Consider the following 26,418-nt stretch of genomic DNA (forward strand, 5'->3'; position numbering starts at 1 on the left):
TGAAACACGTTCTAGAAATCGCGGCAAGGGTCTGCGAAGGTGTCGGCATGAAACTCGGTCTGCAGCTGGGCTACTGGGGCGCGCAGCCACCGCAGGGCGTCGGAGAGCTGGTCGCCGCAGCGGAGGACGCCGGCTTCGACGCGGTCTTCACCGCCGAGGCATGGGGGTCCGACGCCTTCACGCCGCTGGCGTGGTGGGGCCGCGAGACCTCGCGCCTGCGGCTGGGGACCTCGATCGTCCAGATGTCGGGGCGCACCCCGACCTCGATCGCGATGCACGCGCTCACCCTCGACCACCTCAGCGGCGGCCGCGTGGTCCTCGGCATGGGGGTCAGCGGGCCGCAGGTCGTCGAGGGCTGGTACGGCGAGCCGTTCAGCAAGCCGCTGGCCCGCACCCGCGAGGTCGTGGCGATCATCCGCCAGGTGCTGGCGCGCGAGGCGCCCGTCACGAACGACGGCCCGCACCACCCGCTGCCGTACGCCGGCCCCGGCGCCACCGGCCTCGGCAAGCCGCTGAAGCCGATCGTGCACCCCCTGCGCGCCGACGTCCCTATCTGGCTCGGCGCGGAGGGACCGAGGAACGTCGCCCAGACCGCGGAGATCGCCGACGGCTGGATCCCGATCTTCTACACGCCGCGCTCCGCGGGGATGTACCAGCCGTGGCTGGACGAGGGCTTCGCGCGCCCGGGCGCCCGGCGTACCCGGGCGGACTTCGAGATCGCAGCGACCTGCCACCTCGAGGTCGTTCCCGACGCCGCCGCCAAGCAGCGGGTCATCGACGCCATGAAGCCGTTCGTCGCGCTGTACATGGGCGGCATGGGGGCCAAGGAGCAGAACTTCCACAAGCAGGTGTTCGAGCGGATGGGCCACGCCGACCTCGCCGACCAGGTCCAGAAGCTCTACCTCGAGGGTGAGAAGGACCGGGCCGCCGGCCTGGTCCCCGACGAGCTCGTCGACGACATGCACATCATCGGAACCGAGGGCGAGGTGCGCGAGCGCGTCGCCCAGTGGGAGGAGACCGGAGTGACCACGCTGCTGCTTAGCTGCCGATCCGCGGACGAGGTCCGCCGCGTCGCGGAGGTGCTCGCATGACCGAGACCCGGACCGACGACACCCTGCGCCTCGGCGCCCACAACGGCCACCTCATGGTCGCGGCACTGAAGAAGCACCGCACGAAGCCGGTCATGCACCTCGGCGAGGTGACGCTGACCGGCGGTGAGGTCGCGCAGCGGATCAGCCAGTACGTCCAGGCCTTCGAGTCCCTCGACGCCGGGCGTGGCACCGCGGGCGCGCTGCTGGCGCTCAACCGCCCGGAGGTGCTCTTCATCCTCGGCGCCGGGCAGACCCAGGGCTACCGCCGCACGTCGCTGCACCCGCTCGGCTCCCTCGACGACCACGCCTACGTCATCAACGACGCGGAGATCACCACCCTGGTCGTCGACCCGGTCCCGATGTTCGTCGAGCGCGCCCTCGGGCTGCTGGACGAGTGCCCCGGCCTCAAGCAGGTGCTCACCATCGGCCCGGTGCCCGACGAGCTCTCGCACGTCGGCAGGGACCTCGCCGCCGCGGCCGCGGCGTTCGAACCCCAGCCGCTCGAGGCGGCCGCGCTGCCCGAGGACCACGTCGTCTCGATCACCTACACCGGCGGCACGACCGGCAAGCCGAAGGGCGTCATCGGAACCGCGCGCCAGATGAACACCATGACCCAGGTCCAGATGGCCGAGTGGGAGTGGCCGGAGTCGCCCCGCTTCCTCATGTGCACGCCGCTGTCCCACGCCGGCGCGGCGTTCTTCGTGCCCACCGTGCTCAAGGGCGGCTGCCTCTACGTCCTGGCGAAGTTCAACCCCGCCGAGGTGCTGCGCACCATCGAGGAGCAGCGGATCACCGCCACGATGCTGGTGCCGTCGATGCTCTACGCGCTGATGGACCACCCGGACTCGCGCACCCGGGACCTCTCCTCGCTGGAGACCGTCTACTACGGCGCCTCGGCGATCAACCCGGTCCGCCTGCGCGAGGCCATCGACCGCTTCGGCCCGATCTTCGCGCAGTACTACGGCCAGTCCGAGGCGCCGATGGTGATCAGCTACCTCGGCAAGCAGGACCACGTGGAGGCGGGGGACCGCCGGCTCTCCTCGTGCGGGCGCCCCTCGGCGTTCCTGCGGACAGCCCTGCTCGGCGAGGACGGCCGTCCGGTGCCGGTCGGCGAGCCGGGCGAGATCTGCGTGGCGGGGCCACTGCTGGCCGGGGGCTACTGGAAGCTGCCCGAGCCCACCGCGGAGACCTTCCGGGACGGTTGGATGCACACCGGGGACGTGGCCCGCGAGGACGAGGACGGCTTCTGGTACATCGTCGACCGCACCAAGGACATGATCGTCACCGGCGGCTTCAACGTCTTCCCGCGCGAGGTCGAGGACGTCGTGGCCGAGCATCCCGCCGTCGCCCAGGTCGGTGTCATCGGCACGCCGCACGAGAAGTTCGGTGAGGCGGTGACCGCCATCGTGGTGCTCCGCGAGGACGCGGCCCGCGACGACGACGCGGTCGCGCGGATGACCGCGGAGATCCAGGAGATGGTCAAGGAGCGGAAGGGCTCGGTCCACGCGCCCAAGCAGGTGGTGGTGGCCGAGAGCCTCCCCCTGACCGCGCTCGGCAAGCCGGACAAGAAGGCGCTGCGGGCGCAGTACTGGACCGGGGAGCGCAGCGTCGGCTGAGCCGTGCCCTAACCTGCCGCGGGTGACCGGCCCTACGACGCGACGAGCGATCGCCGACGCGGCGCGGCGGCAGTTCCGCGCCGGCGGGTACGCCGCCACGTCGGTCCGCTCGGTCGCCGCCGAGGCAGGCGTCGACCCCGCTCTGGTCATGCGCCACTTCGGCTCCAAGGAGCAGCTCTTCCTCGAGACGATCGACGTGGAGGGCGCGTTCGGGGCTGCACTGGCCGGGCCGGCCGACCGGGTGGGGGAGCGTCTGGTGGCGCTCGTGCTCGACGACGGCCTCGGCCGGGTCTTCCGGACGACGTACCGGGCGATGATCCGGGCGACCGACAGCCCGCAGGTGCGGGCCCGGCTGGTCGAGGCGATGGACGCCACGCTGGCGACCCCGCTCGAGGCGCTGGTGGAGGGGCCGGACGCGCGGCTGCGCGCCCGCCTGGTGGCCGCGCAGGTGGGTGGACTGCTCGAGGCGGTGGCGATCCTCGAGGATCCTGTCGTCACCGGCGCGGACCGGGCGCGCGTCGCGGAGGTCTACGGCGCTGCCGTCCAGGCCGTCCTCGACGGACGGTGACGCCGCGGCAGGGGCTCAGGCGCGCTCGGCCGGCTCGGCGTCGACGGTGGCGTCCTCCTCGGTCGGGGTGTCCTTGAGGAAGAGGTACCAGTACGACGTCGCCACGAAGATCACCGCGCCCACGAGGTTGCCGACGCCTGCCAGCAGCCAGTTGAGGGCGGCGTCACCCCAGCCGAGGTCCGGCACTCCGGCGAAGATCGCGGCGGGGAGGAAGAACATGTTGGCGACGACGTGGTCGAACCCCATGGCGACGAACGCCATGATCGGGAAGAACACGGCCAGGATCTTGCCGGAGACCGTCGTGGCGGCGAGCGACATCCACACCGCCAGGCAGACCAACCAGTTGCAACCCACGGCGCGCAGGAACGTCTCCCACGCCGAGTGGCCGGTCGCCTTGTCGGTGGCGATCCCGGCCAGGCGCTCATAGGTGAGCGCCGCGGTCGTGCCCGGGTCGGCCGAGGCGCTCCCGATGACGCCGGTCTGGACGGCGAGGAAGAAGGCCACGAAGAGGGCCCCCACCAGGTTCCCGAGCAGCACGAGCGTCAGGTTCCGGGCCACGTCGCCGAGGCCGAGCCGGCCGCGCATCGCCCCGAGGGGCACCAGCAGCATGTTCCCGGTCGCGAGGTCGGAGCCGGCGATGAGCACCAGCACCAGGCCGAGGGTGAAGGCGGCACCGGTGAAGAGCGTGGGCAACGTTCCCCACGTGGCCGGGTCGAGCCCGGAGGACACCGTGATCGCCACCATCCCGCCGAAGGCGATGTAGGCGCCGGCGAGGAAGGCGCTGACCAGCACCTTGTCCCAGGACCTTCGGACCTTCTTGGTGCCCGTGGTGGCGGCGACCTCCGCCATCTCCTTCGGCTCGCGTGCAGGCATCGGCACCTCCCGGGGCGCTGGTCCCGGTGACACGGGCCCCACGGGAAGACGGGTACCCCCACGTGCGGTCGGGGATGCCGCCTCAGGACGCGGTGAACTGCGGTGGGCGCTTCTCGGCGAACGCCCGCGGACCCTCCTTGGCGTCGTTCGAGGCGAAGACGGCCGCGCCGACCCGCGCGTCGTCCTGCCACGCCTCGTCCTCGTGCTTGCCCTCGGAGTCCCGCATCGTCCGCAGGATCGCCTGCACCGCCAGCGGCCCGTTCGCGGCGATCATGTCCGCGATCTCGTGGGCCTTGGCCAGCGCCTGGCCGTCCGGGACGACGTGCCCCACCAGGCCGATGTCCCGGGCCTCCGCCGCCTTGATGTGGCGCCCGGTCAGCAGCAGGTCCGCGGCGACGGTGTACGGGATCTGGCGGACCAGCCGGACGGCCGAGCCGCCCATCGGGTAGAGGCTCCACCGCGCCTCCGAGATGCCGAACTTCGCCGACTCGCCGGCGACCCGGATGTCGGTGCCCTGCAGGATCTCGGTGCCCCCCGCGATCGCCGGCCCCTCGACGGCGGCGATGAGCGGCTTGGTCAGCCGGAACCCCTTGAGCAGGCCCTTGATGACCGTCGGGTCGTACTCACCGGACTCGAAGCTCTCCGAGGGCGGCCGCTTGGACATCGACTTCAGGTCCGCGCCCGCGCAGAAGTAGCCGCCGGCGCCGGTGAGGATGCAGACCCGGATCTCCGGGTCCGAGTTCACCCGGTCCCAGGCCTCCTCCATGATCGCGAGCATCTCGCCGGAGAGCGCGTTGCGCGCCTCGGGACGGTTCATCGTGACGACCAGCTTGTGGCCGTCCTGCTCGACGAGGCAGTGGGGGGCGGGGTGGTCGGTCGAGGTGGGCGGGCTGTCGGGGGAGGCGTCCGTGCTGGTCATGGGCGGGATGCTAGCCAAGAACGAGAACGTGTTCTAGTCTCGCGGCGTGGCTCACAACATCGCTGATCTCTTCGAACACGCCGTCGACGCGGTGCCCTCGAACCCTGCCGTGAAGGTGGGGGACCGGGTCGCCACCTACGCCGACCTCGAGGCCGAGTCGAACCGGCTCGCGCACTACCTCCAGTCGCAGGGGGTCGGACCCGGCGACCACGTCGGCATCTACGCCAAGAACAGCGTCGAGCACGTCGTCGCCGTGCTCGCCGTGGTCAAGATCCGTGCGGTCAACATCAACGTGAACTACCGCTACGTCGAGGGCGAGCTGGACTACCTCTTCGACAACGCCGACGTGGTCGCGCTGATCCACGAGCGCCCCTACGCCGGCCTCGTCGCCAAGTGCTACCCCAAGCACGCGAAGCTGCAGACCGTCGTGGTGATGCCCGACGCGATCGAGCCCGACGACACGAGCGACGTGTCGTCGTACGGCGGCGTGCTCTGGGCGGACGCGCTCGAGGGCCAGTCGGCGGAGCGCGACTTCGGCGAGCGCAGCGGCAAGGACCTCCACATCATCTACACCGGCGGGACCACCGGGTTCCCCAAGGGCGTGATGTGGCGCCACGAGGACTTCTGGCGCGTGCTCGGCGGTGGCATCGACTTCTACACCGGCAACCCGCTCGACGAGTTCGACCAGTCCAAGCAGGCGAGCGACCCGCGGATGGTCACGTTCCCGCTGAGCCCGCTCATGCACGGCGGGGCGCAGGCCGGCCTGCTCATGCACCTCTTCGCCGGCCACCTCACGATCCTCGAGCCGAAGTTCGACCCCGTGCGGACCTGGGAGATCATCGACCGCGACAAGGTGCAGCTGATCTTCATGACCGGCGACGCCATGGCGCGCCCGCTCATCGAGGCCTACGAGGAGCACGGGTTCGACGGCTCCAGCCTGTTCGCGATCTCCAGCAGCGCCGCCATCTTCAGCCCGCAGGTCAAGAAGCGGTGGATGGACGCGTTCCCCGACGCGGTGTTCACCGACTCCATCGGGGCCTCCGAGACCGGCTTCCAGGGGATGGGCATGCAGGAGAGGGGCCACATCAGCTCCGACGGCCCGGTCGTCGCGCTGGGCCCGGCCAGCGTGGTCCTCGACGAGGACAACCGGCTGCTCGACACCACGACGGACGTCGGGAAGATCGGCCGCCTCGGCCGCGGCGGCCACGTCCCGGTCGGCTACTACAAGGACGAGGCGAAGTCTGCCGCGACGTTCCTGACCATCGACGGCCAGCGGTACTCGGTCCCGGGCGACTTCGCGCGGATCGAGGAGGGCGGCAAGGTCACGCTCCTCGGCCGCGGCTCGAACTGCGTCAACACCGGCGGCGAGAAGGTCTACCCGGAGGAGGTCGAGATGGCCATCAAGGGCCACCCGGCCGTCTACGACGTCCTCGTCGTCGGCGTCCCCGACCCGACGTACGGCCAGGCGGTCGCCGCCGTGGTCGAGCTGCGCGAGGGCGCGAGCCTCGAGCTGGAGGAGCTGCGCAGCTACCTGCGCGCCCACCTCTCCGGCTACAAGCTGCCGCGCGCGCTGACCGTGGTCGACCGCGTCCCGCGGAACGCCACCGGCAAGGCGCAGTACCCCAAGGCGAAGGAGATGGCGCTGGCCGCCTCCACCCCCGACGCCTCCGCCACCGCCCCGACGGGAGCCTGACCGACCATGCGCACCCCCCTCTGCGACGCCTTCGGCATCGAGCACCCGATCTTCGCCTTCACCCCCTCCGAGCACGTGGCCGCCGCGGTGTCCCGTGCCGGTGGGCTCGGTGTCCTCGGCTGCGTCCGGTTCAACGACACCGACGAGCTCGACCGCGTGCTCACCTGGATGGACGAGAACACCGACGGCAAGCCGTACGGCGTCGACGTGGTGATGCCGATGAAGATCCCGACCGAGGGCACCTCGGCGGACCTGTCGAGCTACATCCCCGAGGAACACAAGAAGTTCGTCGACGAGACGCTGCTCAAGCTCGGCGTCCCGCCGCTCCCCGAGGGCGAGGGCCGCGAGGGCGTGCTCGGCTGGCTGCACTCGATGGCGCGCTCGCACGTCGACATCGCCCTCCAGCACCGACCGGTCTTCATCGCCAACGCGCTCGGCTCCCCGCCGGTCGACGTCATCGAGCAGTGCCACGCCGGTGGGCTCAAGGTCGGCGCGCTGGCCGGGGCCCCGAAGCACGCGCTGAGCCACGTCGCCAACGGCGTCGACATCATCATCGCCCAGGGCTACGAGGCCGGCGGCCACACCGGCGAGATCGCGAGCATGGTGCTCACTCCCGACATCGTCGATGCCGTGGGCGCCGACGTCCCGGTGCTCGGCGCCGGCGGCATCGGCTCGGGACGCCAGGTGGCGGCCTCGTTGGCGCTCGGCGCCCAGGGCGTGTGGACCGGCTCGATCTGGCTGGGCACCGAGGAGTACCGCAACCTCTCGGCCAACCACTCCGCCTGGGAGACCGCCTTCACCCGGGCGACCTCCGCGGACACCGTCCGGACCCGGGTCTACACCGGCAAGCCGGCCCGGTTGCTCAAGACGAAGTGGACCGAGGCGTGGGCCGAGGAGGGCGCTCCGCAGCCCCTGCCGATGCCGCTGCAGAACCTCCTCGTCGCCGAGGCCCACAACCGGATCGTGGCGTCCAACGACCCCGACGTGATCTCGATGCCGGTCGGGCAGATCGTCGGCCGGATGAACGAGGTCCGGCCGGTCGCCGAGGTGATGGCCGACCTGGTCGCGGAGTTCGAGGCGACGGTCAAGCGCCTGGACGGGATCCAGACGCCCTGACTCGGTGCAGCGTGGCTCAGCCCGCGTCGCGGTACGGCGTGGTGCGGGCGACCGCGAGGGCGCGCCGCAGGTCGAACGGCTTGGCCTGGCGGTGCAGCCAGGGCCGCCCGGACCACAGGTAGCCGTCGACGTGACGGCGGGCGAGCCGGCGCACGTCCTCGGGCAGGCCCCACCGCTCGTCGGCGACCCGCCAGGTCGGCGGGATGCCGAGCGTCACGCAGTGGCGCTGGCTCCGCTTGCGGCAGGTGGGCGCGTTGTCGAACCGGCCGCCGTGGTGGCGCCGGTTGTGCTCGTAGGTGAAGCCCCGCCCGTTCTGCGCGGTGTCGACGGTGAAGTGCTTGCCGGTGATGCCGCGCGCGTCCAGCGCCTCGACGACCCGGGCGCCGAAGCGGACCTGCCGGGCGGTCGGCTCGTAGTGCGTGACGTTCAGGTGGAAGCCCCGGACGTGCCGGATGCCCGCAGGCAGCAGCTGGCGCAGCGCGAGCTGCGGGTCGAGGTGGTTCCAGCCCGCGGAGCCGACCTCGATGTAGACGGCGGTGCGGGGGAGCGCGGCGAGCGTGCGGGCGGCGTACCCCACGAGGCGCGAGAGCTGCCGTGAGCCGCCCGGCGCGCAGAGCGCGAACGGGCCGTCCGGCTGCAGCACCACCGCGGCGCGGGTCTCGCCGAGGGCTCCGGCGAAGCGCGTGATCCACCGCTTGTAGGACCGCTTCTCCGCCTTGGTGGGTAGCCGGTCGCAGGCCTCGTGCTCCCACGGGACCATCCGGAAGACGGTCAGCTGGACCAGGGCGTCGGGGTCGCCGGCTTGGCTGTTCTCGACGTACTCGCGCACCCGCGCGGCGACGTCGCGGTCGGCGATCCAGTCGCCGAACCACTTCGCCTTCGGCGCCTCGGCGATCCGGCCGAGGAGCTCCTTGCGGCGGCCGTCCGCCCGCACGTACGGCTCCCACGCCATCTCGGCGGGGCCGCGGTAGACGCCCCACGTGCCGCCGGCGAGCGGGTTGTCGCTCCGCGGGTCGGCCACGGCCGTCCCGGACGCCGCCGGTCCGAGGGGAGCGGCGAGGACGGCGAGGCACGCGACGAACGCGGTGAGGGCACGCAGCAGCCAGCCGGACATGGCCCCGACCGTAGGCGGGCGTCCAGCAGGCGCGCCGGGGATCGACCGAGGTGTGACCGATCGACCACTCCGACGGGGCTCGGCCGGGTCAGCCCGTCGAGGCTGCCGATCGTCATGCGGGCTCGGCTGCCAGCGCCCGTCCGATCGTGAGCGCCTGCTCGGTCGCGCCGCCGTGCAGGAACTCGAACCGCTTGGCGGTGGTGAAGTAGCGGTGCGCCTCCCCGTCGAGGTCGATCCCCACCCCGCCGTGGACGTGGACGGCCGTGTGCGCGAGGCGATGGCCGGCGTCGGCGGCCCACAGCTTGGCGATCGCCACCTCGGTGTCGGCCGGCAGTCCCTCGGAGAGGCGCCAGGCGGCCTGCCACAGCGTGAGCCGCTGGCCGAGGACGTCGATGTACCCGTCGGCCAGGCGCTGCGAGACGGCTTGGAAGGTGCCGATGGGCCGGCCGAACTGCTCGCGCGTCTTGGCGTAGGAGGAGGTGAGCTGGAGCGCGCCCTCGGTGACGCCGAGCTGCTCGGCCGACGCGGCGAGCAGGAGCAGCTGGCGCAGGCGGTGGGCGGCCGCACCGTCGGGGGACCCGAGGAGCCGGTCGGCGGCGAGTCGCGCCCCGTCGAGCTCGAGGCGGGCCACGCGGTCCCCGTCGGTGAACGGCAGCGCCACCAGGCTGACGCCCGGGTCGGACGCCTCGACGAGCAGGACGGCGACGCCGTCGGCGGTGTCGGCCGGCACGAGGAAGAGGTCGGCGTACGCCCCGGCGGGCACGACGGCCTTCGCGCCGGTCACCACCCAGCCGTCCCCGTCCGGCGTGGCGACCGTGGCGGGCCGCTCGGGCGCGAACGACCGGTCCTCGGCCACGGCCGCGGTGAGCACGGAGGCGCCGGTAGCGGCGGCGGGGAGCCAGCGGGACTGCTGCTCGGCGGTGCCGACCTCCGCGACGACCCTGGAGGCGGGGCCGTGGAACGCGAGGGGGGCCGGTGCGACCCGGCGGCCGACCTCGACCAGGACCCGGCACAGCTCGATGATCCCCAGGCCGGCTCCGCCGTGCTGCTCGGGAAGGGCGAGGCCCAGCAGGCCTGCCGAGCCGAGCTCGCGCCACAGGTCGCGGTCGAACCGGTCACCGGCCTGCTCGACCGTGCGCATGCGCTCCGGGGTGGCCCGGTCGGCCAGGATCCTCGCGGCGAGGTCCGCGGCCTCGTCCTGCTCGGTGGTGAAGGAGAAGTCCATGCTCAGGTCCTACCTCTTCGCTGCGGGCAGGCCGAGGCCCACGTAGCCGATGATGTCGCGCTGGATCTCGTTGGTGCCGCCGCCGAAGGTCATCACCAGCGACGAGCGGTACATCCGCTCGAGCCGGCCGGCGAGGACGGCACCCTCGGCCGACCCGGGCAGCGCGGCGTTCGGCCCGACGATCTCCATGAGGGAGCGGTAGACCTCGGTGGCGAGCTCGGAGCCGTAGATCTTGGTCGCCGACGCCTCGGCGGGCGAGAGGTCGACTCCGTGGTCGGCGTCGGAGGCCAGCTTCCAGTTCAGCTGGGTCAGCATCTCCACCCGTGCGTGCGCCCGCCCCAGCGCGACCTGCACCCACTCGGTGTCGATGACCCGGCTGCCCGAGGCGGTCTTGGTCTCCTGCGCCCACGCGCGCACCAGGCGGAGCGACTGGGTCAGCGGGGCCGACGACGTCAGCGCCACGCGCTCGTGGTTGAGCTGGTTGGTCATCAACGCCCAGCCGCCGTTCAGCTCACCGACGAGGTTGGAGACCGGCACCCGGACGTCCTCGTAGTAGGTGGCGCTGGTGCCCACCCCGGCGACGGTGTGGACGGGTGTGTAGGAGAAGCCGGGCGCGTCGGCAGGGACGAGGATCATCGACAGGCCCTTGTGGCGGGGCAGGTCGGGGTCGGTGCGACAGGCCAGCCAGATCCAGTCGGCGTACTGGATCAACGACGTCCACATCTTCTGGCCGTTGATGACCCACTCGTCGCCCTGCCGCTCCGCGCGGGTCCGCAGGGATGCCAGGTCGGTGCCCGAGCCCGGCTCGGAGTACCCGATGGAGAAGTGGAGGTCGCCGGCGAGGATGCGGGGGAGGAAGTGCTCCTTCTGCTCCGGCGTGCCGTAGCGCATGATCGTCGGCCCCACGGTGTTGAGCGTGAGGTAGGGGATCGGCACGCCGTGGTCGGCGGCCACGTCGGTGAAGATCAGCTGCTCGACCATGGACCGGGCCTGGCCGCCGTACTCCTCGGGCCAGCCGATGCCGAGCCAGCCGTCCCGGCCGAGCCGGCGGATGACGTCCTTGTAGACGCCCTCCTCGCCGAACTCGCCGGTGGAGGCCGCGAGACCGGCTCGCACCTCGGGGGTGACCAGGGCCGCGAAGTAGTCGCTCAGCTCCTCGCGGAGGCGGAGCTCGTCGGGTGAGAGAGCCAGGTGCATGGTTCGGACTCCTGCCGGTGGGTCGCCGGGGCGGCGGGGTGCGGACGCCGCGACCGCGCCCGCTCCGTGGTTCAGTGGTGGAAGAACCGTCCCAAAAACTATAACCTGTTCTCGTTTTGGTCCACCGGCTCGCGGTACGGCCAACGACGATCGGGAGGCACGCGATGAGCGACACCGCAGTCAGCAGCCAGGGGAGCGCCCAGGGGAGCGCCCAGGCGACCCGGCTCCTGGACCAGGGCAGGCCGCCGGAGCGCTTCGCACGCGGCTGGCACTGCCTGGGGCTGGAGAGCGCCTTCGCCGACGGCAAGCCGCACGGCATCGAGGCGTTCGGCACCAAGCTGGTCGTCTGGCAGGACAGCCGCGGCGGGACCAACGTCCTCGACGGCTACTGCCGGCACATGGGCGGGGACCTCACCCAGGGCTCGGTCAAGGGCGACGAGGTCGCCTGCCCGTTCCACGACTGGCGCTGGGGCGGGGACGGCAAGTGCAAGCAGATCCCCTACGCCCGCCGGGTCCCGCTCCGTGCCCGCACCCAGAAGTACCCGGTCGTCGTCCGCAACGGGCAGGTGCTGGTGTGGCACGACGTCGAGGGCTCGGCCCCCGACCTGGACATCCTCCCGCCGGAGCTGCCCGGCATCGGGACCGATGAGTGGACCGACTGGTTCTGGGAGGTCGTGCCGATCGAGGGTTCCAACTGCCGCGAGCTGATCGACAACGTGGTCGACATGGCGCACTTCTACTACGTGCACCTCTCCTTCCCGACCAGCTTCCGCAACGTCTTCGAGGGCACGCAGGCGACGCAGTACATGGCGTCCAAGGGGCGGCCCGACGTCAGCGGCGGGTACGGCGACGCGGAGATGTTCCTGAAGTCCGAGGCCACCTACTACGGCCCGTCGTACATGATCAACTGGCTCGAGGTGGACTACAAGGGCTTCGTCACCGAGGTGGTCCTGATCAACTGCCACCTCCCCACGGGCCCGGACTCCTTCACCCTGCAGTACGGCATCTCGGTCAAGAAGCCCGAGGGGCTCGACGAGAAGACCGCGCAGTACATCGCGAAGAAGTACGCCACGATGTTCGGCGAGGGGTTCCTGCAGGACGTGCACATCTGGAAGAACAAGGTGCCGGTGCAGAACCCGCTGCTGTGCGAGGAGGACGGCCCCGTCTACCAGCTCCGGCGCTGGTACGAGCAGTTCTACGTCGACGTCGCCGACATCGCCCCGGAGATGACGGACCGCTTCGAGTTCGAGGTCGACACCACCAAGGCCAACGAGTTCTGGCAGGCGGAGGTGGCCGAGAACCTCGCCAAGCGCGCCGCCGAGGAGGCCGCCGGTCAGCCGTCGAGCGACGAGCCGCAGATCATGACGGGCACCTGAGGGTGGCCTCGTTCGTGCCCCTGCGACCCGAGACCCTCGAGGACCAGCGCCTCTACACCTCGGCCCGGCTCACCGAAGTCGCCTGCCTCGACTGCCTCGCCAAGGTCGGCGTCAAGAAGAACAGCGAGCACCACACCTCCATCCAGTGGAGCGCCGGGGCCCGGCGCGGCTGCCCCGAGCTGAGTCGCCGAGCCGGTGGGCGGGAGAGCCACGCCGGCTGCCCCCGGATGATCGCCAGCATCGAGGCCGCCGTGCGGGAGGGCGAGATCCCCATCGGTGCCGAGGACGGATACTGAGCCAGTGGACACCGATTCCTTCGAGCTGAAGATCCTCGACGTCGTCGAGGAGACGGCCGACGCGCACTCGATCACCTTCGAGGTGCCGGAGGGTGCCGAGGAGCAGTTCGCCTACAAGCCCGGGCAGTTCCTCACGGTCGCGGTCCCGAGCGACCAGACGGGCGTGGCGGCCCGCTGCTACTCGCTGTGCAGCAGCCCGGTGGGTGGGGGAGCGCTGACCATCACGGTCAAGCGGACCGCGGGCGGCTACGCGTCGAACTGGATCTGCGACCACCTGCGGCCGGGCGACTCCCTGCGGGTGCTCCCGCCGAGCGGCATCTTCACGCCGGCCTCGCTCAGCGCGGACCTGCTCCTGTTCGCGGGCGGAAGCGGGATCACCCCCGTCATGTCGATCACCCGCACCGCGCTCACGCAGGGCACCGGACGGGTGGTGCTCTTCTACGCCAACCGTGACGAGCGGTCGGTCATCTTCGCCGGTGAGCTCGCCCGGCTCGCCGCCGAGCACCCGGACCGGCTGTCGGTCGTGCACTGGCTCGAGTCGGTGCAGGGGCTGCCGTCGCAGGCACAGCTCCGGGCGTTCGCCGCCGACCATGCGTCGTACGACGCGTTCGTCTGCGGGCCGGGACCGTTCATGAAGATGGCGGTGGCGGCGCTCAAGGAGCTCGGCTTCCCCCGGGAGCGCCGCCACCAGGAGAAGTTCGTCTCCCTCGGCGGCAATCCCTTCGGCGACCTGCACGACGTGCGGGTGGCGGAGGAGGAGATCGACGCGGCCGAGCACGAGGAGCCCGGCGCGGCGGACGCGGGCCCCGCCGAGGGCCCCGCCTCGCCGGTGCGCCTGGAGGTCGAGCTCGACGGCGAGACCCACGCCTTCGACGACTGGGCGCCGGGCACCAAGATGCTGGACCACCTCGAGGCCAAGGGGGTCAAGGCGCCGTACTCCTGCCGCGAGGGCGAGTGCTCGGCGTGCGCCGTCCGGCTCCTCGAGGGCGACGTGCGGATGCTGCACAACGACGTCCTCGACGAGGAGGACCTCGCCGACGGGATCCGGCTCGCCTGCCAGTCGGTGCCCGTGACCGACACGGTGCGGGCCACCTACAGCTGAGGGGACCAGGGCAGGGCCCGTGGTAATCACAGCCTTGTAGTTGTCCCGAAGCCGTTGCGTGTGACTGCTGTGACTGATGTGATTCGGTCGGCGGTGCGTCCGCCGGACCGATCCCGCACGTCTGAGGAGTACTCGTGGCACGCCCGACCGCGGTCGCCCGACCGGCCCGCCGACCGTCCTGGACGGCGCTGAGCCGCGCGGCGGCCCGCCTGCTCCGCACCGCCCTCCCCCTGGGCGTCGCCGGTGTCCTCGGCCTGACCCTGCTCGCCACCTCGCCGACCGGCCGGGACGGGTCCCGACCGGGGACCGAGCGGCTCGCACCGGTCGCCGCCGCGATCCCGAGCCCGACGTACCGCACCTTCACGCTCAACGTCTGCCACTGCCTCGGCGAGAAGAAGGCGATGGCGGACGTGCGCCGCGCGCTCACCCTCGGTGACGTCGGCGGTCTCCAGGAGTTCTCCGACTCCGAGGACCGGCAGAACCTCATCGCGCTCCTGCAGGAGAAGGACTGGGGCTGGTACATGCCGAACGGCGCAGGCGTCGCGATCCCGATCGTGTGGGACCGGCAGCGTTTCCGCCTGATCGAGGGTCGGTCGATCATGGTGCACGGCCCCGAGAAGGGCGTCACCCCGGCTCGCTTCATCAACGTCGTCCGGCTGCGAGAGGTCGCGACCGGCAAGGTCTTCGGCTTCCTCAACGCCCACACCATCTCTCAGGCCTCGCGGGACGCCCAGCTCAGCAACATGCACCGCATCCCGCGGCTCCGCAAGCACCTGCTGCTCCTGCGGCGGGAGATCAAGAAGGTGTTCGCCACCACCGAGCACGTCTTCGCGGGCGGCGACCTCAACGTCAACTACCTCGCCGACCGCCGGCGGCGGCTCGCGGGCCTGCCCACCGACCGCCTCGGCGACCTCGTGAGCTTCGACATGCCGCTGACCGGCTCGCGCGGCGCCGGCTCGCTGCTCGACTACGGCATGAGCGTGCGGCAGGGGAGCGGCCTGGTGAAGACCGGCGCGGAGGTCGTGCGCGGCTTCCACTCCGACCACGACGCAGTGGTCTTCAGCTACCGGACCATCGACCTGTTCGCGACCGGGCCGGTCCACAACCGACCGGTGGGGACCCGCGCGGACCGCAAGCAGGTCGTCGACCGACAGGCGCGTGCGGTGATGAACGCCGAGCCCGGCGACCTGGTCCGCCTGGCCGCGTCCACCATCGACGACGGGGTCCTCGCCGACGCGCTGCTGGACGCCGCCGCGGAGGGCGTCGCCGTGCAGGTCGTGCTCGGCCCGGGCCGGTCGTCCAGCGTGGAGGACCGGCTGGCCGCGACCCTCGGCAGCGACCGCGGGGCGTCCTCGTGGCTGGTGCGCTGCACCGCCACGTGCCTGGGCGGGACGGGTCGGATGGAGGTCGACGTGCTGCTCGTGAGCCGGGCCGGCGGCACGACCGAGCTCACCCTGGTGGGCTCGGGGGCGCCGACCTCGGCCGCCCGGCGCCAGTGGAGCAACGTCTTCCTCACCTCCGACGCCGACGTGTACGCCGGCTACGGCCTGATCTTCGACCGCCTGGCCGCCGACACCCTCGACAGCACGCGGACCCGTGAGCTGACCTGGGGCCGGTACACCGCCCAGCTCTACCCGGTCCCCGACGTCCCCCGCCGTGATCCCGTGCTCAAGGCGCTCGCGCGCGTGGGCTGCAAGAACGCCCGTGGTCTCCGCACCGACGACGGCCGCACGAACGTGCGGGTCCTGGTCGGGACCGCGGCCGGTGCCCGGGGCAAGCGGATCGCCGAGCGCCTGGCCGAGCTGCGGGGTCGCGGCTGCGACGTCGCGGCGGTGGTGGGGCCGGACGTGCGCCGCGGCGTGCGACGGGTCCTCGACCGGGGTGGCGTCGCGGTCCGCGAGGCTGCGGTCGGTGCCCACCAGGTCGTGGTGGACGGTCGGTACGGCAAGCGCCGCAACGTCCAGCGGGCGTGGATCGGCGGTCCCTCGTGGACCGACGGCGCGCTGGGCAGCGACGGCGTCAGCCTCGTGGTGTCCTCCCGGGACACGGTCGGCCAGTACCTCGACGGCTTCAGCCGGGCCTGGAACCACGGCTGACGCCTTCGGTCACCAGCCGCGCTCGCGCCACTCGCCGAGCCGGGGACGCTCGGCGCCGAGCGTCGAGTCGCCGCCGTGGCCGGGGTAGAACCACGTGCTGTCGGGCAGGCGGTCGAAGAGCTTGACCGACACCTCCTCGATGAGCTGGCGGAAGGCCGCGGCGTCGCCGAAGGTGTTGCCCACGCCGCCGGGGAACAGGCTGTCGCCGGTCCACAGGTGCGGGTGGCCGTCGGGGTCGTCGTACAACAGCGCGATCGACCCGGGCGTGTGGCCGGCGAGCGCGATGACCTCCAGGGTGCACGCGCCGACGGTGACCGTGTCGCCCTGACCGACGGCACGGTCCACCGCCACCCCCGTCTGCTCGGTGATCGCGGCGGCGTCGGGGGCGCCGGCGACAACCCGGGCGCCCGTCGCCGCCACCACCTCGGCCAGCGCCCGGTGGTGGTCCCAGTGCTGGTGGGTGGTCACGACCGTCGCCAGCCCGGCATCGCCCACCAGCGGCAGCAGCGTCGACGGCTCGTCGGCGGCGTCGACCAGCAGCTGCTCACCGGTCTCGCGGCAGGTGAGCAGGTAGCAGTTGTTCGACATCTGCTCGTCCACCGCGACCTTGGCGATCCGCAGCCCGGTCAGCTCGCGCACGTCCGGCGGTCCGCCGGAAGTCACCTCGCCGGTGTAGCTCACAGCTCCTCGATCCTCGGCAGCTCGCCGTCGTCGTCGGTCCAGAGTCCCTCGCCCGTTCCCCGGCCGGTCAGCCACCAACCGAGGTCCGCCGCGGTCCCGTGCACCGTCGCGTCCGCGGGCTCCGGTGTCTCCCAGGTCCGGCCGAGATCGGTGGCGTGCACCCGCAGCGGTCGGTCCGTGGGTCGCCGCTCCACCATGTACCCGACGAGGCGGGCCGGGAACGAGCGGGGCCAGTCGGCCGGCGTCGCACCGAGGCCGAGGTCGACGTGGTGGACCTCGACCTCGCGCAAGCGCATCTCGGGAACCCCTGAGAGCGGGTGCTCCGCGGTGTCCGGCGTCCGTCGGAAGCCCTGCTGCCAGCGATCAGACGGCACGGCGGCAAGCGCGTCGGCGAGCACGGCGCTCGTCGAGAGGAGACGCTCGCGGAGCACCTCGGGCTCGGCCCGGGCCAGCTCCGCGATCGCCGTGTCGCGGTGCAACGGCGAGGGGTACATCGCCACCTCCTCTCCGCGCACGACGCCGTGCAGCACGCCGGCCAGCGCCTCCGCGTTGAGGGCGAGGTGGGCCAGGAGGTGCGCCCGGGTCCAGCCCGGCAGCAGGCTCGGCGCGGCCCAGGCGTCGTCCGCGGCGCCGTCGACGGTGCGGACCAGCCGCGCGGTCGCATCACCCAGCTCGTCGACCACCTCGTCGGGGATCGCGTCCGGGAAGGGTTGGGGCTCGGGCATGGTTGTCATCAAAGCCGGTCACCGGCCGCACCGCCAGCCGCGTCGTCGTCCAGACGCCGGCGTGCCCGTTGAGCCGCTACCATGACGAACGCACGTTCGAACGCCCGCGCGGCCGAACGCCCGCACCACCGACTCGAGGAAGCACTGTGGCCGACCAGCTGATCATCCGGGGCGCCCGGGAGCACAACCTCAAGGACGTCTCCCTCGACCTGCCGCGCGACTCCCTCATCGTCTTCACCGGGCTATCCGGCTCGGGGAAGTCGTCGCTGGCCTTCGACACCATCTTCGCCGAGGGTCAGCGTCGGTACGTCGAGTCGCTCTCGGCGTACGCGCGGCAGTTCCTCGGCCAGATGGACAAGCCCGACGTCGACTTCATCGAGGGGCTCTCGCCCGCGGTGTCGATCGACCAGAAGTCGACCTCGAAGAACCCGCGATCGACGGTCGGCACGATCACGGAGGTCTACGACTACCTCCGGCTGCTCTACGCCCGCGCGGGACGGCCGCACTGCCCGACCTGCGGCGCACCGATCGAGCGGCAGACCCCCCAGCAGATCGTCGACCGGGTGCTGACGCTGGAGGAGGGCCGTCGCTTCCAGGTGCTCGCGCCGGTGGTCCGGGGCCGCAAGGGCGAGTACCTCGAGCTCTTCCGCCAGCTGCAGGCCCAGGGCTTCAGCCGCGCGCGCGTGAACGGCGAGATCCACACGCTCGACGCGCTGCTCTCCGACGGCCCCAAGCTGGAGAAGCAGAAGAAGCACACCATCGAGGTGGTCGTCGACCGGCTCGCCGTGAAGGAGTCGGCGAAGCGCCGCCTGACCGACTCGGTCGAGACGGCGCTCAACCTCGCCAGCGGCCTCGTGGTCCTCGACTTCGTCGACACTCCGCCGTTGGAGTCGGGCGAGGCCGACCCGGAGCGCGAGCTGCGGTTCAGCGAGAAGATGTCGTGCCCGAACGACCACCCGATCGACACCGACGAGCTCGAGCCGCGCTCGTTCTCGTTCAACTCGCCCTTCGGCGCCTGCCCGAAGTGCCACGGGCTCGGCACGCGGATGGAGGTCGACCCCGAGCTGGTCGTCCCCGACCCGGGCGCGACCCTCGGCGAGGGTGCGATCCAGCCGTGGAGCCAGGCGCACGTGGCCGACTACTTCCTGCGGCTGATGGGCGCGCTCGGCAAGGAGCTCGGCTTCGACCTCAACACACCCTGGCAGGAGCTCTCCGCGAAGGCGCAGCGGTCGCTGCTCGACGGGCACTCCACCAAGGTCCACGTCGTCACGCGGAACCGCTACGGGCGCGAGCGTGCCTACTACGCCGAGTTCGAGGGGGTGCGCACCTACGTCGAGCGCCGCCACCGTGAGGCCGAGTCCGACACCAGCCGGGAGCGGTTCGAGGGCTTCATGCGCGAGGTCCCGTGCCCGGCCTGCCGCGGCAGCCGGCTCAAGCCGGTGTCGATGGCCGTGACGCTGGGTCCGCGGGGCGGTGGCAAGAACATCGCCGAGGTGTGCGCGATGCCGATCAACGAGACCGCGGAGTTCCTCGCCGACCTCGACCTGACGGCCCGCGAGCGCCAGATCGCCGAGCAGGTGCTCAAGGAGATCCACGAGCGGCTCCGGTTCCTCCTCGACGTCGGCCTCGACTACCTCTCGCTCGACCGTCCGTCCGGCTCCCTGTCGGGCGGCGAGGCCCAGCGGATCCGGCTGGCGACGCAGATCGGCGCCGGTCTCGTCGGCGTGCTCTACGTGCTGGACGAGCCCTCCATCGGCCTGCACCAGCGGGACAACCAGCGGCTGATCGAGACCCTGGTGCGGCTCAAGGAGCTGGGCAACACGCTGATCGTCGTCGAGCACGACGAGGACACCATCAAGGTGGCGGACTGGATCGTCGACATCGGCCCGGGGGCCGGCGAGCACGGCGGCCAGGTCGTGCACAGCGGGACGGTCGAGGACCTCTACGCACACCCCGACTCCATCACCGGCCAGTACCTCTCGGGACGCCGGGAGATCCCCGTCCCGGAGGTGCGGCGGCCGCGGACCGTCGGGCGCGAGCTGACGGTCGTGGGTGCGCGCGAGCACAACCTGCGCGACGTCGACGTCACCTTCCCGCTCGGTCTCTTCGTCGCGGTGACCGGGGTGTCGGGCTCCGGCAAGTCCACGCTGGTCAACGACATCCTCTACACCTCGCTGGCCAAGCACCTGTACCGGGCACGGACGGTGCCGGGACGGCACCGCAAGATCACCGGGTTGGAGCACGTCGACAAGGTCATCCACGTCGACCAGTCGCCGATCGGTCGCACCCCCCGGTCGAACCCGGCGACCTACACCGGGGTCTTCGACCACGTGCGCAAGCTGTTCGCGCAGACCCCCGAGGCGAAGATGCGGGGCTACCTCCAGGGGCGGTTCTCCTTCAACGTCAAGGGCGGCCGCTGCGAGGCGTGCGCGGGCGACGGCACCATCAAGATCGAGATGAACTTCCTCCCCGACGTCTACGTCCCGTGCGAGGTCTGCCACGGCGCCCGCTACAACCGGGAGACGCTGGAGGTGCACTACAAGGGCAAGACCATCGCCGAGGTCCTCGACATGCCGATCGAGGAGGCGGTCGACTTCTTCGCGGCGGTCCCGGCGATCAACCGGCACCTCAAGACCCTCGTCGAGGTCGGCCTCGGCTACGTCCGGCTCGGCCAGCCCGCGACCACGCTGTCCGGCGGTGAGGCGCAGCGGGTGAAGCTCGCCGCGGAGCTGCAGAAGCGGTCCGCCGGTCGCACGCTCTACGTCCTCGACGAGCCGACGACGGGGCTGCACTTCGAGGACATCCGCAAGCTGCTGCTCGTCCTCGGGCGCCTGGTCGACCAGGGGAACAGCGTCTTGGTGATCGAGCACAACCTCGACGTCATCAAGACGGCCGACTGGCTGGTCGACATGGGGCCGGAGGGCGGCTCCCGCGGTGGCGTCGTCGTCGCCGAGGGCACCCCCGAGCAGGTGGCCGCCAACCCCGAGAGCCACACGGGCCGGTTCCTGGCCCCGCTGCTGGAGGGCAAGGAGGCGCGCCAGCCGACCGGGAAGGCGCCGGCCTCGTCGGCGCCGCTCGGGCGCCGCGACGCGGCCGCGAAGGCGAAGGCCGACGCGGCTGCGGAGCGCGCCGCGGCGAAGAAGGCCGCCGCGGCCGCCCGGAAGGGATCCGCGGCGGCGAAGAAGGCGGCCGCCCGACGGACCGCCTGAGGTTCCCCTAGTGTCCCGTTCAACCAGCTCCCTGCCGTGAGGACGCCTCCGTGACCCAGCAGCCCGCTCCCGACCTCTCCCGACGCCGTGCCCTGACCGGGATCGCCGGTGTCGGCATCGGCCTCCCGGTGCTCGCCGCTTGCGGTGGCGACAGCGAGCCCTCGACGGCCGTCGACCCGGACCCGACGACCGACACGCCGACCGCGTCCGGCAGCGCCTCGAGCGACGGCGCACCCGGCGCCGAGGCCTTCGCGCCCGCGTCCGACATCGAGGTCGGTGGCGGCGCCGTCTACCCCGACGAGGAGGTCGTGATCACCCAGCCGTCGGAGGGGGAGTTCAAGGCGTTCTCCGCCATCTGCACCCACCAGGGATGCACGGTGATCGAGGTCTCCGACGAGGGCATCGTCTGCCCGTGCCACAACAGCATCTTCGCGATCACCGACGGGTCGCCCCAGGGCGGCCCCGCCACCACCGCGCTCGCGGAGCGGCCGGTGCGGGTGGCCGACGGGCAGCTGTTCCTGTCCTGACGCCTCCGGCCCCTCCTTCCGGCGCCGGAGCTGTCGGCGGTGGAACGTAGGCTTGCGGGGTGCCTGCCGCCGGAGACCGACGTACCACCCGCGGGCCGTTGTCCTACCGTCCCGAGCCGGGATCGATCCCCACCCAGCCGGGCGTCTACCGCTTCCGCGACGGCCGCGGCCGCGTGATCTACGTCGGCAAGGCGAAGAACCTGCGCGCCCGGTTGTCGTCGTACTTCCAGGACATCGGCAACCTCCACCAGCGGACCGCCTCCATGGTCACGACCGCGGCGAGCGTGGAGTGGACCGTCGTCAACACCGAGGTCGAGGCGCTGCAGCTGGAGTACTCCTGGATCAAGGAGTACGACCCGCGGTTCAACGTCAAGTACCGCGACGACAAGTCCTACCCGTGGCTGGCGGTCACGGTCGGCGAGGAGTTCCCCCGGGTGATGGTCGGCCGGGGGGCCAAGAAGAAGGGCACCCGGTACTTCGGTCCGTACAGCCACGCCTGGGCCATCCGCGAGACGGTCGACGTCCTGCTGCGGGTCTTCCCGATGCGGTCGTGCAGCAACGGCGTGTTCAAGCGGTCCGCCCAGATCGGCCGCCCCTGCCTGCTGGGCTACATCGACAAGTGCTCCGGGCCGTGCGTCGGGAACGTCTCCGCCGACGAGCACCGGGCGATCGTCGAGGACTTCTGCGACTTCATGGCCGGCCAGACCCGGCCCTTCATGCGGCGCATCGAGAAGGAGATGTACGCCGCCTCCGACGCCATGGACTTCGAGAAGGCCGCACGGCTCCGCGACGACCTCGGCGCGATGCAGCGTGCGCTGGAGAAGCAGGCCGTGGTGCTCGGTGACGGCGCGGACGCCGACGTCATCGCGCTCGCCGAGGACCCGCTCGAGGTTGCCGTCCAGATCTTCTACGTCCGCGGCGGCCGGATCCGGGGGCAGCGGGGCTGGGTAGCCGATCGGGTCGACGAGGGGGACACCCCCGAGCTGGTGCAGGACTTCCTGCTCCAGCTCTACGCCGGCACCGACCGCGACCAGGGCGCCGAGTCGGTGCCGCGCGAGATCCTGGTGCCCGCGCTCCCGCCGGACGCGGACGTCTTCGAGGAGCTCCTCTCCGACCTCCGCGGGAGCAGGGTCGCGATCCGGGTGCCCCAGCGCGGGGACAAGAAGACGCTGCAGGAGACCGTGGCCCGCAACGCCGGCCAGGCGCTCGCCCTGCACAAGACCAAGCGGGCCAGTGACCTCACCACCCGGAACCGGGCGTTGGAGGAGATCCAGCAGGCGCTCGAGCTGGAGGACGTCCCCCTGCGCATCGAGTGCTACGACGTCTCCAACCTGCAGGGCACGGAGGTGGTGGCCTCCATGGTCGTCTTCGAGGACGGTCTCGCACGCAAGTCGGAGTACCGCCGGTTCGTCATCCGAGGCGTCGAGGGGCAGAACGACGTCGCGTCGATGCACGAGGTCATCACCCGCCGGTTCCGCCGCCTCCTCGACGAGCAGGCCCGCAGCGAGACGCGGCCGGGCGACCCGGCGGACCCGGCCAGCGGCCCGATGCTGGTCGACCCCGAGACCGGGCGCCCGCGCAAGTTCGCCTACGCGCCCGGCCTCGTCGTGGTCGACGGCGGCCCGCCGCAGGTGGCCGCCGCCCAGCAGGCCCTGGACGAGCTCGGGATCGACGACATCCCGGTCTGCGGACTGGCCAAGCGCCTCGAGGAGGTCTGGGTGCCCGGGCAGGCCGACCCCGTCATCCTGGCCCGTTCCTCGGAGGGCCTGTACCTGCTGCAGCGGCTCCGCGACGAGGCGCACCGGTTCGCCATCAACCACCACCGGTCGCGGAGGTCGAAGTCCATGGTCGAGAGCGTCCTCGACGACGTGCCGGGGCTCGGGGAAGTGCGACGCAAGACGCTCATGAAGCACTTCGGAAGCCTGAAGAAGCTGCGCGAGGCGACGGTGGAGGAGATAGCGACGGTCCCGGGGATCGGCGCCCGCACGGCGGCGTCGATCAAGGAGGCGGTCACCACCTCCTCGTCCGGAGGCCGCGGCACGGGCGCAACCATGACGGTCAACACCGCGACCGGCGAGATCATCGAGGAGACGGAGTGACCGAGCAGACGCCCCCCGGAGAGCTCGTGGTCGTCACCGGCATGACCGGTGCCGGCCGCAGCACCGCCGCGAAGGAGCTGGAGGACCTCGGCTTCTACGTCGTCGACAACCTGCCGCCGGGCCTGCTGCGGGACGTGGTCCGCCTCGTCGACGAGAGTGCCGGCCCGGGTCAGTCGATCGCGGTGGTCGTCGACGTGCGGTCGGGCTCGTTCTTCCAGACCCTCCAGGCCAACCTGGCCCGCGGGGGGATCGGGCGTCGCGCCACGCTGCTCTTCCTCGACGCCACCGACGAGGTGCTGGTCCGCCGCCAGGAGGCGGCCCGCCGACCGCACCCGCTGCAGGGGGGTGGCCGGCTGCTCGACGGGCTGCAGCGCGAGCGCAAGGTCCTGGCCGACCTCCGGGGCGACGCCGACCTGGTCATCGACACCACGGGGCTCAACGTCCACCAGCTGACCCGGGCGATCGCCGGGGCGTTCGGCAAGGCCGACAAGGTCCGGCTCAGCGTCAACGTCATCAGCTTCGGCTTCAAGTACGGCATCCCGATCGACGCCGACTTCGTGGCCGACATGCGCTTCCTGCCCAACCCGCACTGGATCCCCGACCTCAGGCCGGGCACCGGCCGGGACACCGAGGTCGCGGAGTACGTCCTGAGCAGGGCGGGCGCCTCGGAGTTCCTCGACGGCTACGTCCCGGTCCTGGCGGGCGTGGCCGAGGGTTACCTGCGCGAGGGCAAGCGCTTCATGCGGGTGGCGATCGGCTGCACCGGCGGCAAGCACCGCAGCGTCGCGATGACCGAGGAGGTGGTCCGCCGCCTGCGCGCTCGCGGGTACGACGCCCAGCCGGTCCACCGGGACCTGGGCCGCGAGTGAGCGGGACCGGCGACCGGGCCCAGTCGGTGGTCGCGCTCGGCGGCGGCCACGGGCTGCACGCGTCCCTCAGCGCCCTGCGCCGGCTGCTCGACGAGCTCGTGCTCGACGAGCTCACCGCCGTCGTGACCGTCGCGGACAACGGCGGCTCCTCCGGTCGGCTCCGCGGGGAGTTCGGCGTCCTCCCGCCCGGCGACCTCCGGATGGCCCTGGCCGCGCTCTGCGGCGAGGACCGGTGGGGCGACACGTGGACCAACCTGCTCCAGCACCGGTTCGAGGGGAACGGCGAGATGCGCGGCCACGTGGTCGGAAACCTGCTGATCGTCGGGCTCTGGGAGCTCCTCGGCGACCACGTGGACGCGCTCGACCGGGTCGGCCGGCTGCTGGGCGCACGCGGCCGGGTGCTGCCGATGGCGTTGACGCCGATGGACATCACCGCCGAGGTGCGGGGGCTGGTGCCGGGGGACCCCGACGCGCCCACGACCGTGCGGGGGCAGGTGGAGGTGGCGACCACCGACGGCGTGATCGACTCGATCCGCCTCGAGCCCGCCGACCCGGCGGCATGCCCGGAGGCGGTCGCGGCGGTCGAGGCGGCCGACTGGGTGGTCCTGGGGCCGGGCTCCTGGTTCACCTCCGTGCTCCCGCACCTGATGGTCCCCGCGCTCCGCGAGGCGCTGGTCGGCACCAGCGCCCGTGTCGTCGTCGTGCTCAACCTCGCCGAGCAGGCGGGGGAGACCGGAGGCTTCGGTCCCGCCGACCACCTCGCCGTGCTGGCCGAGCACGCCCCCGACCTCGTCGTCCACACGGTGCTGGCCGACCGGGCGAGCGTCGCAGACGGGCTCGCGGACCTCGAGCACGTCGTGGCGGCGTACGGCGCACGGCTCGTCGTCGACGACGTGGCGGCCGACGACGGCACGCCGCGGCACGACCCCCGGAAGCTCGCCGCCGCCTACGAGCGGGTCTTCACCGGCGCCTGAACGAGGCTGCGCGAGGTTCTGCGGGCGCCGTGGCGGCGTGCGAGGATGCGCCCATGGCGATGACGGCACAGGTGAAGGCTGAGCTGGCCAGCACCCAGATCACGAAGACCTGCTGCCGGAAGGCCGAGGTCGCCTCGATGCTCCGCTTCGCCGGCGGGCTGCACCTCGTGAGCGGGCGGGTCGTCATCGAGGCGGAGCTCGACACCGGTGCCGCCGCCCGCCGCCTGCGCAAGGACATCGCCGAGGTCTACGGCCACCAGTCGGACGTCGTGATGGTGCAGGGCAACGGCATCCGGAAGGGCAGCCGCTACCTGGTCCGCATCGCCAAGGACGGCGACGCCCTGGCCCGGCAGACCGGGCTCCTCGACCAGCGGGGCCGCCCGGTCCGGGGCCTCCCGCCCGCGGTCGTCTCCGGTGGCGGGTGCGACGCCGTCGCGGCCTGGCGTGGGGCCTTCCTGGCGCACGGGTCGCTGACCGAGCCCGGCCGCTCCTCCTCGCTGGAGGTGACCTGTCCTGGGCCTGAGGCCGCGCTGGCCCTGGTCGGCGTCGCCCGCCGCCTCGGCATCCAGGCGAAGGCGCGCGAGGTGCGCGGCGTCGACCGGGTGGTCATCCGCGACGGCGACGCGATCGGCCAGCTGCTGACCCGCCTGGGCGCGCACGAGTCGCTGATGGCGTGGGAGGAGCGCCGGATGCGCCGCGAGGTGCGCGCCACGGCGAACCGGCTCGCCAACTTCGACGACGCCAACCTCCGGCGCTCCGCACGTGCCGCGGTCGCCGCGGGAGCCCGGGTGGAGCGCGCGATGGAGATCCTCGGCGACGAGGTCCCCGACCACCTCAAGATGGCCGGCGCCCTCCGCCTCGAGCACAAGCAGGCCTCGCTCGAGGAGCTGGGCCAGCTCCACGACCCGGTCCTGACCAAGGACGCCATCGCGGGCCGCATCCGCCGCCTGCTGGCCATGGCCGACAAGCGCGCCGAGGACCTCGGCATCCCCGACACCGAGGCGTCGCTGACACCCGACATGCTCGCCGACGAGGGCTGAGGTCCCGACCGT

At 72.1% G+C, this 26,418-nt stretch carries 22 protein-coding genes; 15 read left to right on the plus strand and 7 right to left on the minus strand.

The genetic code is table 11. The annotated features are described in order from the left end of the window. Nucleotides 1-47: 47 nt before the first annotated feature. The 3 genes from ACSMHG_RS11695 to ACSMHG_RS11705 are packed head-to-tail and all read left to right on the plus strand — an operon-like array spanning nt 48 to nt 3,275. Nucleotides 48-1,091, plus strand: a complete 1,044-nt coding sequence (locus ACSMHG_RS11695; protein ID WP_435745091.1) for an LLM class F420-dependent oxidoreductase — start codon at nt 48-50, stop codon at nt 1,089-1,091. Continuing rightward, complete coding sequence (gene fadD8, locus ACSMHG_RS11700) at nt 1,088-2,707, plus strand: fatty-acid--CoA ligase FadD8 (protein ID WP_435745093.1); 1,620 nt, start codon at nt 1,088-1,090, stop codon at nt 2,705-2,707. The genes ACSMHG_RS11695 and fadD8 overlap by 4 nt, the downstream gene beginning before the upstream one ends. Nucleotides 2,708-2,729: 22 nt before the next feature. Continuing rightward, entirely contained in the window at nt 2,730-3,275 is a 546-nt protein-coding gene (locus ACSMHG_RS11705) for a TetR/AcrR family transcriptional regulator (RefSeq protein ID WP_435745095.1), read from the plus strand. A 15-nt stretch (nt 3,276-3,290) separates the two neighbouring features. Here the strand turns inward: ACSMHG_RS11705 and ACSMHG_RS11710 are convergent, their stop codons facing one another. Both ACSMHG_RS11710 and ACSMHG_RS11715 read right to left on the minus strand, forming a co-directional pair. Continuing rightward, nucleotides 3,291-4,148, minus strand: coding sequence for a formate/nitrite transporter family protein (locus tag ACSMHG_RS11710; protein WP_435745097.1), 858 nt, complete (start codon nt 4,146-4,148; stop codon nt 3,291-3,293). A gap of 82 nt (nt 4,149-4,230) precedes the next feature. Then, nucleotides 4,231-5,067 (minus strand): crotonase/enoyl-CoA hydratase family protein, encoded by an 837-nt coding sequence (locus tag ACSMHG_RS11715; protein ID WP_435745099.1) that lies wholly within the window; start codon nt 5,065-5,067, stop codon nt 4,231-4,233. Nucleotides 5,068-5,113: 46 nt separating this feature from the next. On the opposite strand from ACSMHG_RS11715, the gene ACSMHG_RS11720 reads away from it, so the two are divergent. Beyond that, entirely contained in the window at nt 5,114-6,760 is a 1,647-nt protein-coding gene (locus ACSMHG_RS11720) for an acyl-CoA synthetase (protein WP_435745101.1), read from the plus strand. 6 nt (nt 6,761-6,766) lie between these two features. Next, nucleotides 6,767-7,876: an NAD(P)H-dependent flavin oxidoreductase gene (locus tag ACSMHG_RS11725; protein ID WP_435745103.1), complete on the plus strand. Its 1,110-nt coding sequence runs from the start codon at nt 6,767-6,769 to the stop codon at nt 7,874-7,876. Nucleotides 7,877-7,892: 16 nt separating this feature from the next. Here ACSMHG_RS11725 and ACSMHG_RS11730 read toward each other — a convergent pair whose 3' ends face one another. The 3 genes from ACSMHG_RS11730 to ACSMHG_RS11740 form a co-directional block, all read right to left on the minus strand. Beyond that, the gene (locus ACSMHG_RS11730) at nt 7,893-8,990 is read right to left on the minus strand and encodes a glycoside hydrolase family 6 protein (protein WP_435745106.1); all 1,098 of its coding nucleotides are present in this window, start codon (nt 8,988-8,990) and stop codon (nt 7,893-7,895) included. Between the two features lie 112 nt (nt 8,991-9,102). Next, nucleotides 9,103-10,215: an acyl-CoA dehydrogenase family protein gene (locus ACSMHG_RS11735; protein WP_435745108.1), complete on the minus strand. Its 1,113-nt coding sequence runs from the start codon at nt 10,213-10,215 to the stop codon at nt 9,103-9,105. Nucleotides 10,216-10,224: 9 nt separating this feature from the next. Next, nucleotides 10,225-11,412, minus strand: coding sequence for an acyl-CoA dehydrogenase family protein (locus ACSMHG_RS11740; RefSeq protein ID WP_435745110.1), 1,188 nt, complete (start codon nt 11,410-11,412; stop codon nt 10,225-10,227). Between the two features lie 164 nt (nt 11,413-11,576). Here ACSMHG_RS11740 and ACSMHG_RS11745 point away from each other — a divergent pair, with 164 nt between their 5' ends. From ACSMHG_RS11745 to ACSMHG_RS11760, 4 genes are all read left to right on the plus strand, one after another. Then, nucleotides 11,577-12,788, plus strand: coding sequence for a 3-ketosteroid-9-alpha-monooxygenase, oxygenase component (locus ACSMHG_RS11745; RefSeq protein WP_435745112.1), 1,212 nt, complete (start codon nt 11,577-11,579; stop codon nt 12,786-12,788). A gap of 14 nt (nt 12,789-12,802) precedes the next feature. Beyond that, nucleotides 12,803-13,084 (plus strand): hypothetical protein, encoded by a 282-nt coding sequence (locus tag ACSMHG_RS11750; protein ID WP_435745114.1) that lies wholly within the window; start codon nt 12,803-12,805, stop codon nt 13,082-13,084. 4 nt (nt 13,085-13,088) lie between these two features. Beyond that, complete coding sequence (locus tag ACSMHG_RS11755) at nt 13,089-14,186, plus strand: 2Fe-2S iron-sulfur cluster-binding protein (protein WP_435745116.1); 1,098 nt, start codon at nt 13,089-13,091, stop codon at nt 14,184-14,186. 134 nt (nt 14,187-14,320) lie between these two features. Beyond that, nucleotides 14,321-16,282 carry an endonuclease/exonuclease/phosphatase family protein gene (locus ACSMHG_RS11760; protein ID WP_435745118.1) on the plus strand — a complete coding sequence of 654 codons (1,962 nt, stop codon included), beginning with the start codon at nt 14,321-14,323 and terminating at the stop codon, nt 16,280-16,282. A 9-nt stretch (nt 16,283-16,291) separates the two neighbouring features. Here the strand turns inward: ACSMHG_RS11760 and ACSMHG_RS11765 are convergent, their stop codons facing one another. Both ACSMHG_RS11765 and ACSMHG_RS11770 read right to left on the minus strand, forming a co-directional pair. Beyond that, complete coding sequence (locus tag ACSMHG_RS11765) at nt 16,292-16,963, minus strand: MBL fold metallo-hydrolase (protein WP_435745120.1); 672 nt, start codon at nt 16,961-16,963, stop codon at nt 16,292-16,294. Further along, nucleotides 16,960-17,688, minus strand: coding sequence for a maleylpyruvate isomerase family mycothiol-dependent enzyme (locus ACSMHG_RS11770; protein ID WP_435745123.1), 729 nt, complete (start codon nt 17,686-17,688; stop codon nt 16,960-16,962). The genes ACSMHG_RS11765 and ACSMHG_RS11770 overlap by 4 nt, the downstream gene beginning before the upstream one ends. A gap of 146 nt (nt 17,689-17,834) precedes the next feature. Here ACSMHG_RS11770 and uvrA point away from each other — a divergent pair, with 146 nt between their 5' ends. From uvrA to whiA, 6 genes are read left to right on the plus strand one after another with little or no spacing between them, the layout of a single operon-like run. Then, nucleotides 17,835-20,897 (plus strand): excinuclease ABC subunit UvrA, encoded by a 3,063-nt coding sequence (gene uvrA, locus ACSMHG_RS11775; RefSeq protein WP_435745125.1) that lies wholly within the window; start codon nt 17,835-17,837, stop codon nt 20,895-20,897. Between the two features lie 50 nt (nt 20,898-20,947). Next, nucleotides 20,948-21,424 (plus strand): Rieske (2Fe-2S) protein, encoded by a 477-nt coding sequence (locus ACSMHG_RS11780; RefSeq protein ID WP_435745127.1) that lies wholly within the window; start codon nt 20,948-20,950, stop codon nt 21,422-21,424. Between the two features lie 59 nt (nt 21,425-21,483). Beyond that, nucleotides 21,484-23,523, plus strand: coding sequence for an excinuclease ABC subunit UvrC (uvrC, locus tag ACSMHG_RS11785; protein ID WP_435745129.1), 2,040 nt, complete (start codon nt 21,484-21,486; stop codon nt 23,521-23,523). Further along, the gene (gene rapZ / locus ACSMHG_RS11790; protein WP_435745131.1) at nt 23,520-24,392 is read left to right on the plus strand and encodes an RNase adapter RapZ; all 873 of its coding nucleotides are present in this window, start codon (nt 23,520-23,522) and stop codon (nt 24,390-24,392) included. Before uvrC ends, rapZ begins: the two co-directional genes overlap by 4 nt. Beyond that, nucleotides 24,389-25,366 carry a gluconeogenesis factor YvcK family protein gene (locus tag ACSMHG_RS11795; RefSeq protein ID WP_435745133.1) on the plus strand — a complete coding sequence of 326 codons (978 nt, stop codon included), beginning with the start codon at nt 24,389-24,391 and terminating at the stop codon, nt 25,364-25,366. Before rapZ ends, ACSMHG_RS11795 begins: the two co-directional genes overlap by 4 nt. Before the next feature lie 53 nt (nt 25,367-25,419). After that, complete coding sequence (gene whiA, locus ACSMHG_RS11800; protein WP_435745135.1) at nt 25,420-26,406, plus strand: DNA-binding protein WhiA; 987 nt, start codon at nt 25,420-25,422, stop codon at nt 26,404-26,406. Nucleotides 26,407-26,418: the final 12 nt, after the last annotated feature.

Source organism: Nocardioides ureilyticus (assembly GCF_051280745.1).
GTDB lineage: Bacteria > Actinomycetota > Actinomycetes > Propionibacteriales > Nocardioidaceae > Nocardioides.

What these genes read in the sequence shown, in the direction of transcription:
- ACSMHG_RS11735 (WP_435745108.1), bottom strand. Translation starts at nt 10,215, where the DNA reads ATGGACTTCTCCTTCACCACCGAGCAGGACGAGGCCGCGGACCTCGCC.
- ACSMHG_RS11745 (WP_435745112.1), top strand. Translation starts at nt 11,577, where the DNA reads ATGAGCGACACCGCAGTCAGCAGCCAGGGGAGCGCCCAGGGGAGCGCC.
- ACSMHG_RS11695 (WP_435745091.1), top strand. Translation starts at nt 48, where the DNA reads ATGAAACTCGGTCTGCAGCTGGGCTACTGGGGCGCGCAGCCACCGCAG.
- ACSMHG_RS11710 (WP_435745097.1), bottom strand. Translation starts at nt 4,148, where the DNA reads ATGCCTGCACGCGAGCCGAAGGAGATGGCGGAGGTCGCCGCCACCACG.
- ACSMHG_RS11715 (WP_435745099.1), bottom strand. Translation starts at nt 5,067, where the DNA reads ATGACCAGCACGGACGCCTCCCCCGACAGCCCGCCCACCTCGACCGAC.
- ACSMHG_RS11725 (WP_435745103.1), top strand. Translation starts at nt 6,767, where the DNA reads ATGCGCACCCCCCTCTGCGACGCCTTCGGCATCGAGCACCCGATCTTC.
- whiA (WP_435745135.1), top strand. Translation starts at nt 25,420, where the DNA reads ATGGCGATGACGGCACAGGTGAAGGCTGAGCTGGCCAGCACCCAGATC.
- ACSMHG_RS11740 (WP_435745110.1), bottom strand. Translation starts at nt 11,412, where the DNA reads ATGCACCTGGCTCTCTCACCCGACGAGCTCCGCCTCCGCGAGGAGCTG.
- ACSMHG_RS11770 (WP_435745123.1), bottom strand. Translation starts at nt 17,688, where the DNA reads ATGCCCGAGCCCCAACCCTTCCCGGACGCGATCCCCGACGAGGTGGTC.
- ACSMHG_RS11730 (WP_435745106.1), bottom strand. Translation starts at nt 8,990, where the DNA reads ATGTCCGGCTGGCTGCTGCGTGCCCTCACCGCGTTCGTCGCGTGCCTC.
- fadD8 (WP_435745093.1), top strand. Translation starts at nt 1,088, where the DNA reads ATGACCGAGACCCGGACCGACGACACCCTGCGCCTCGGCGCCCACAAC.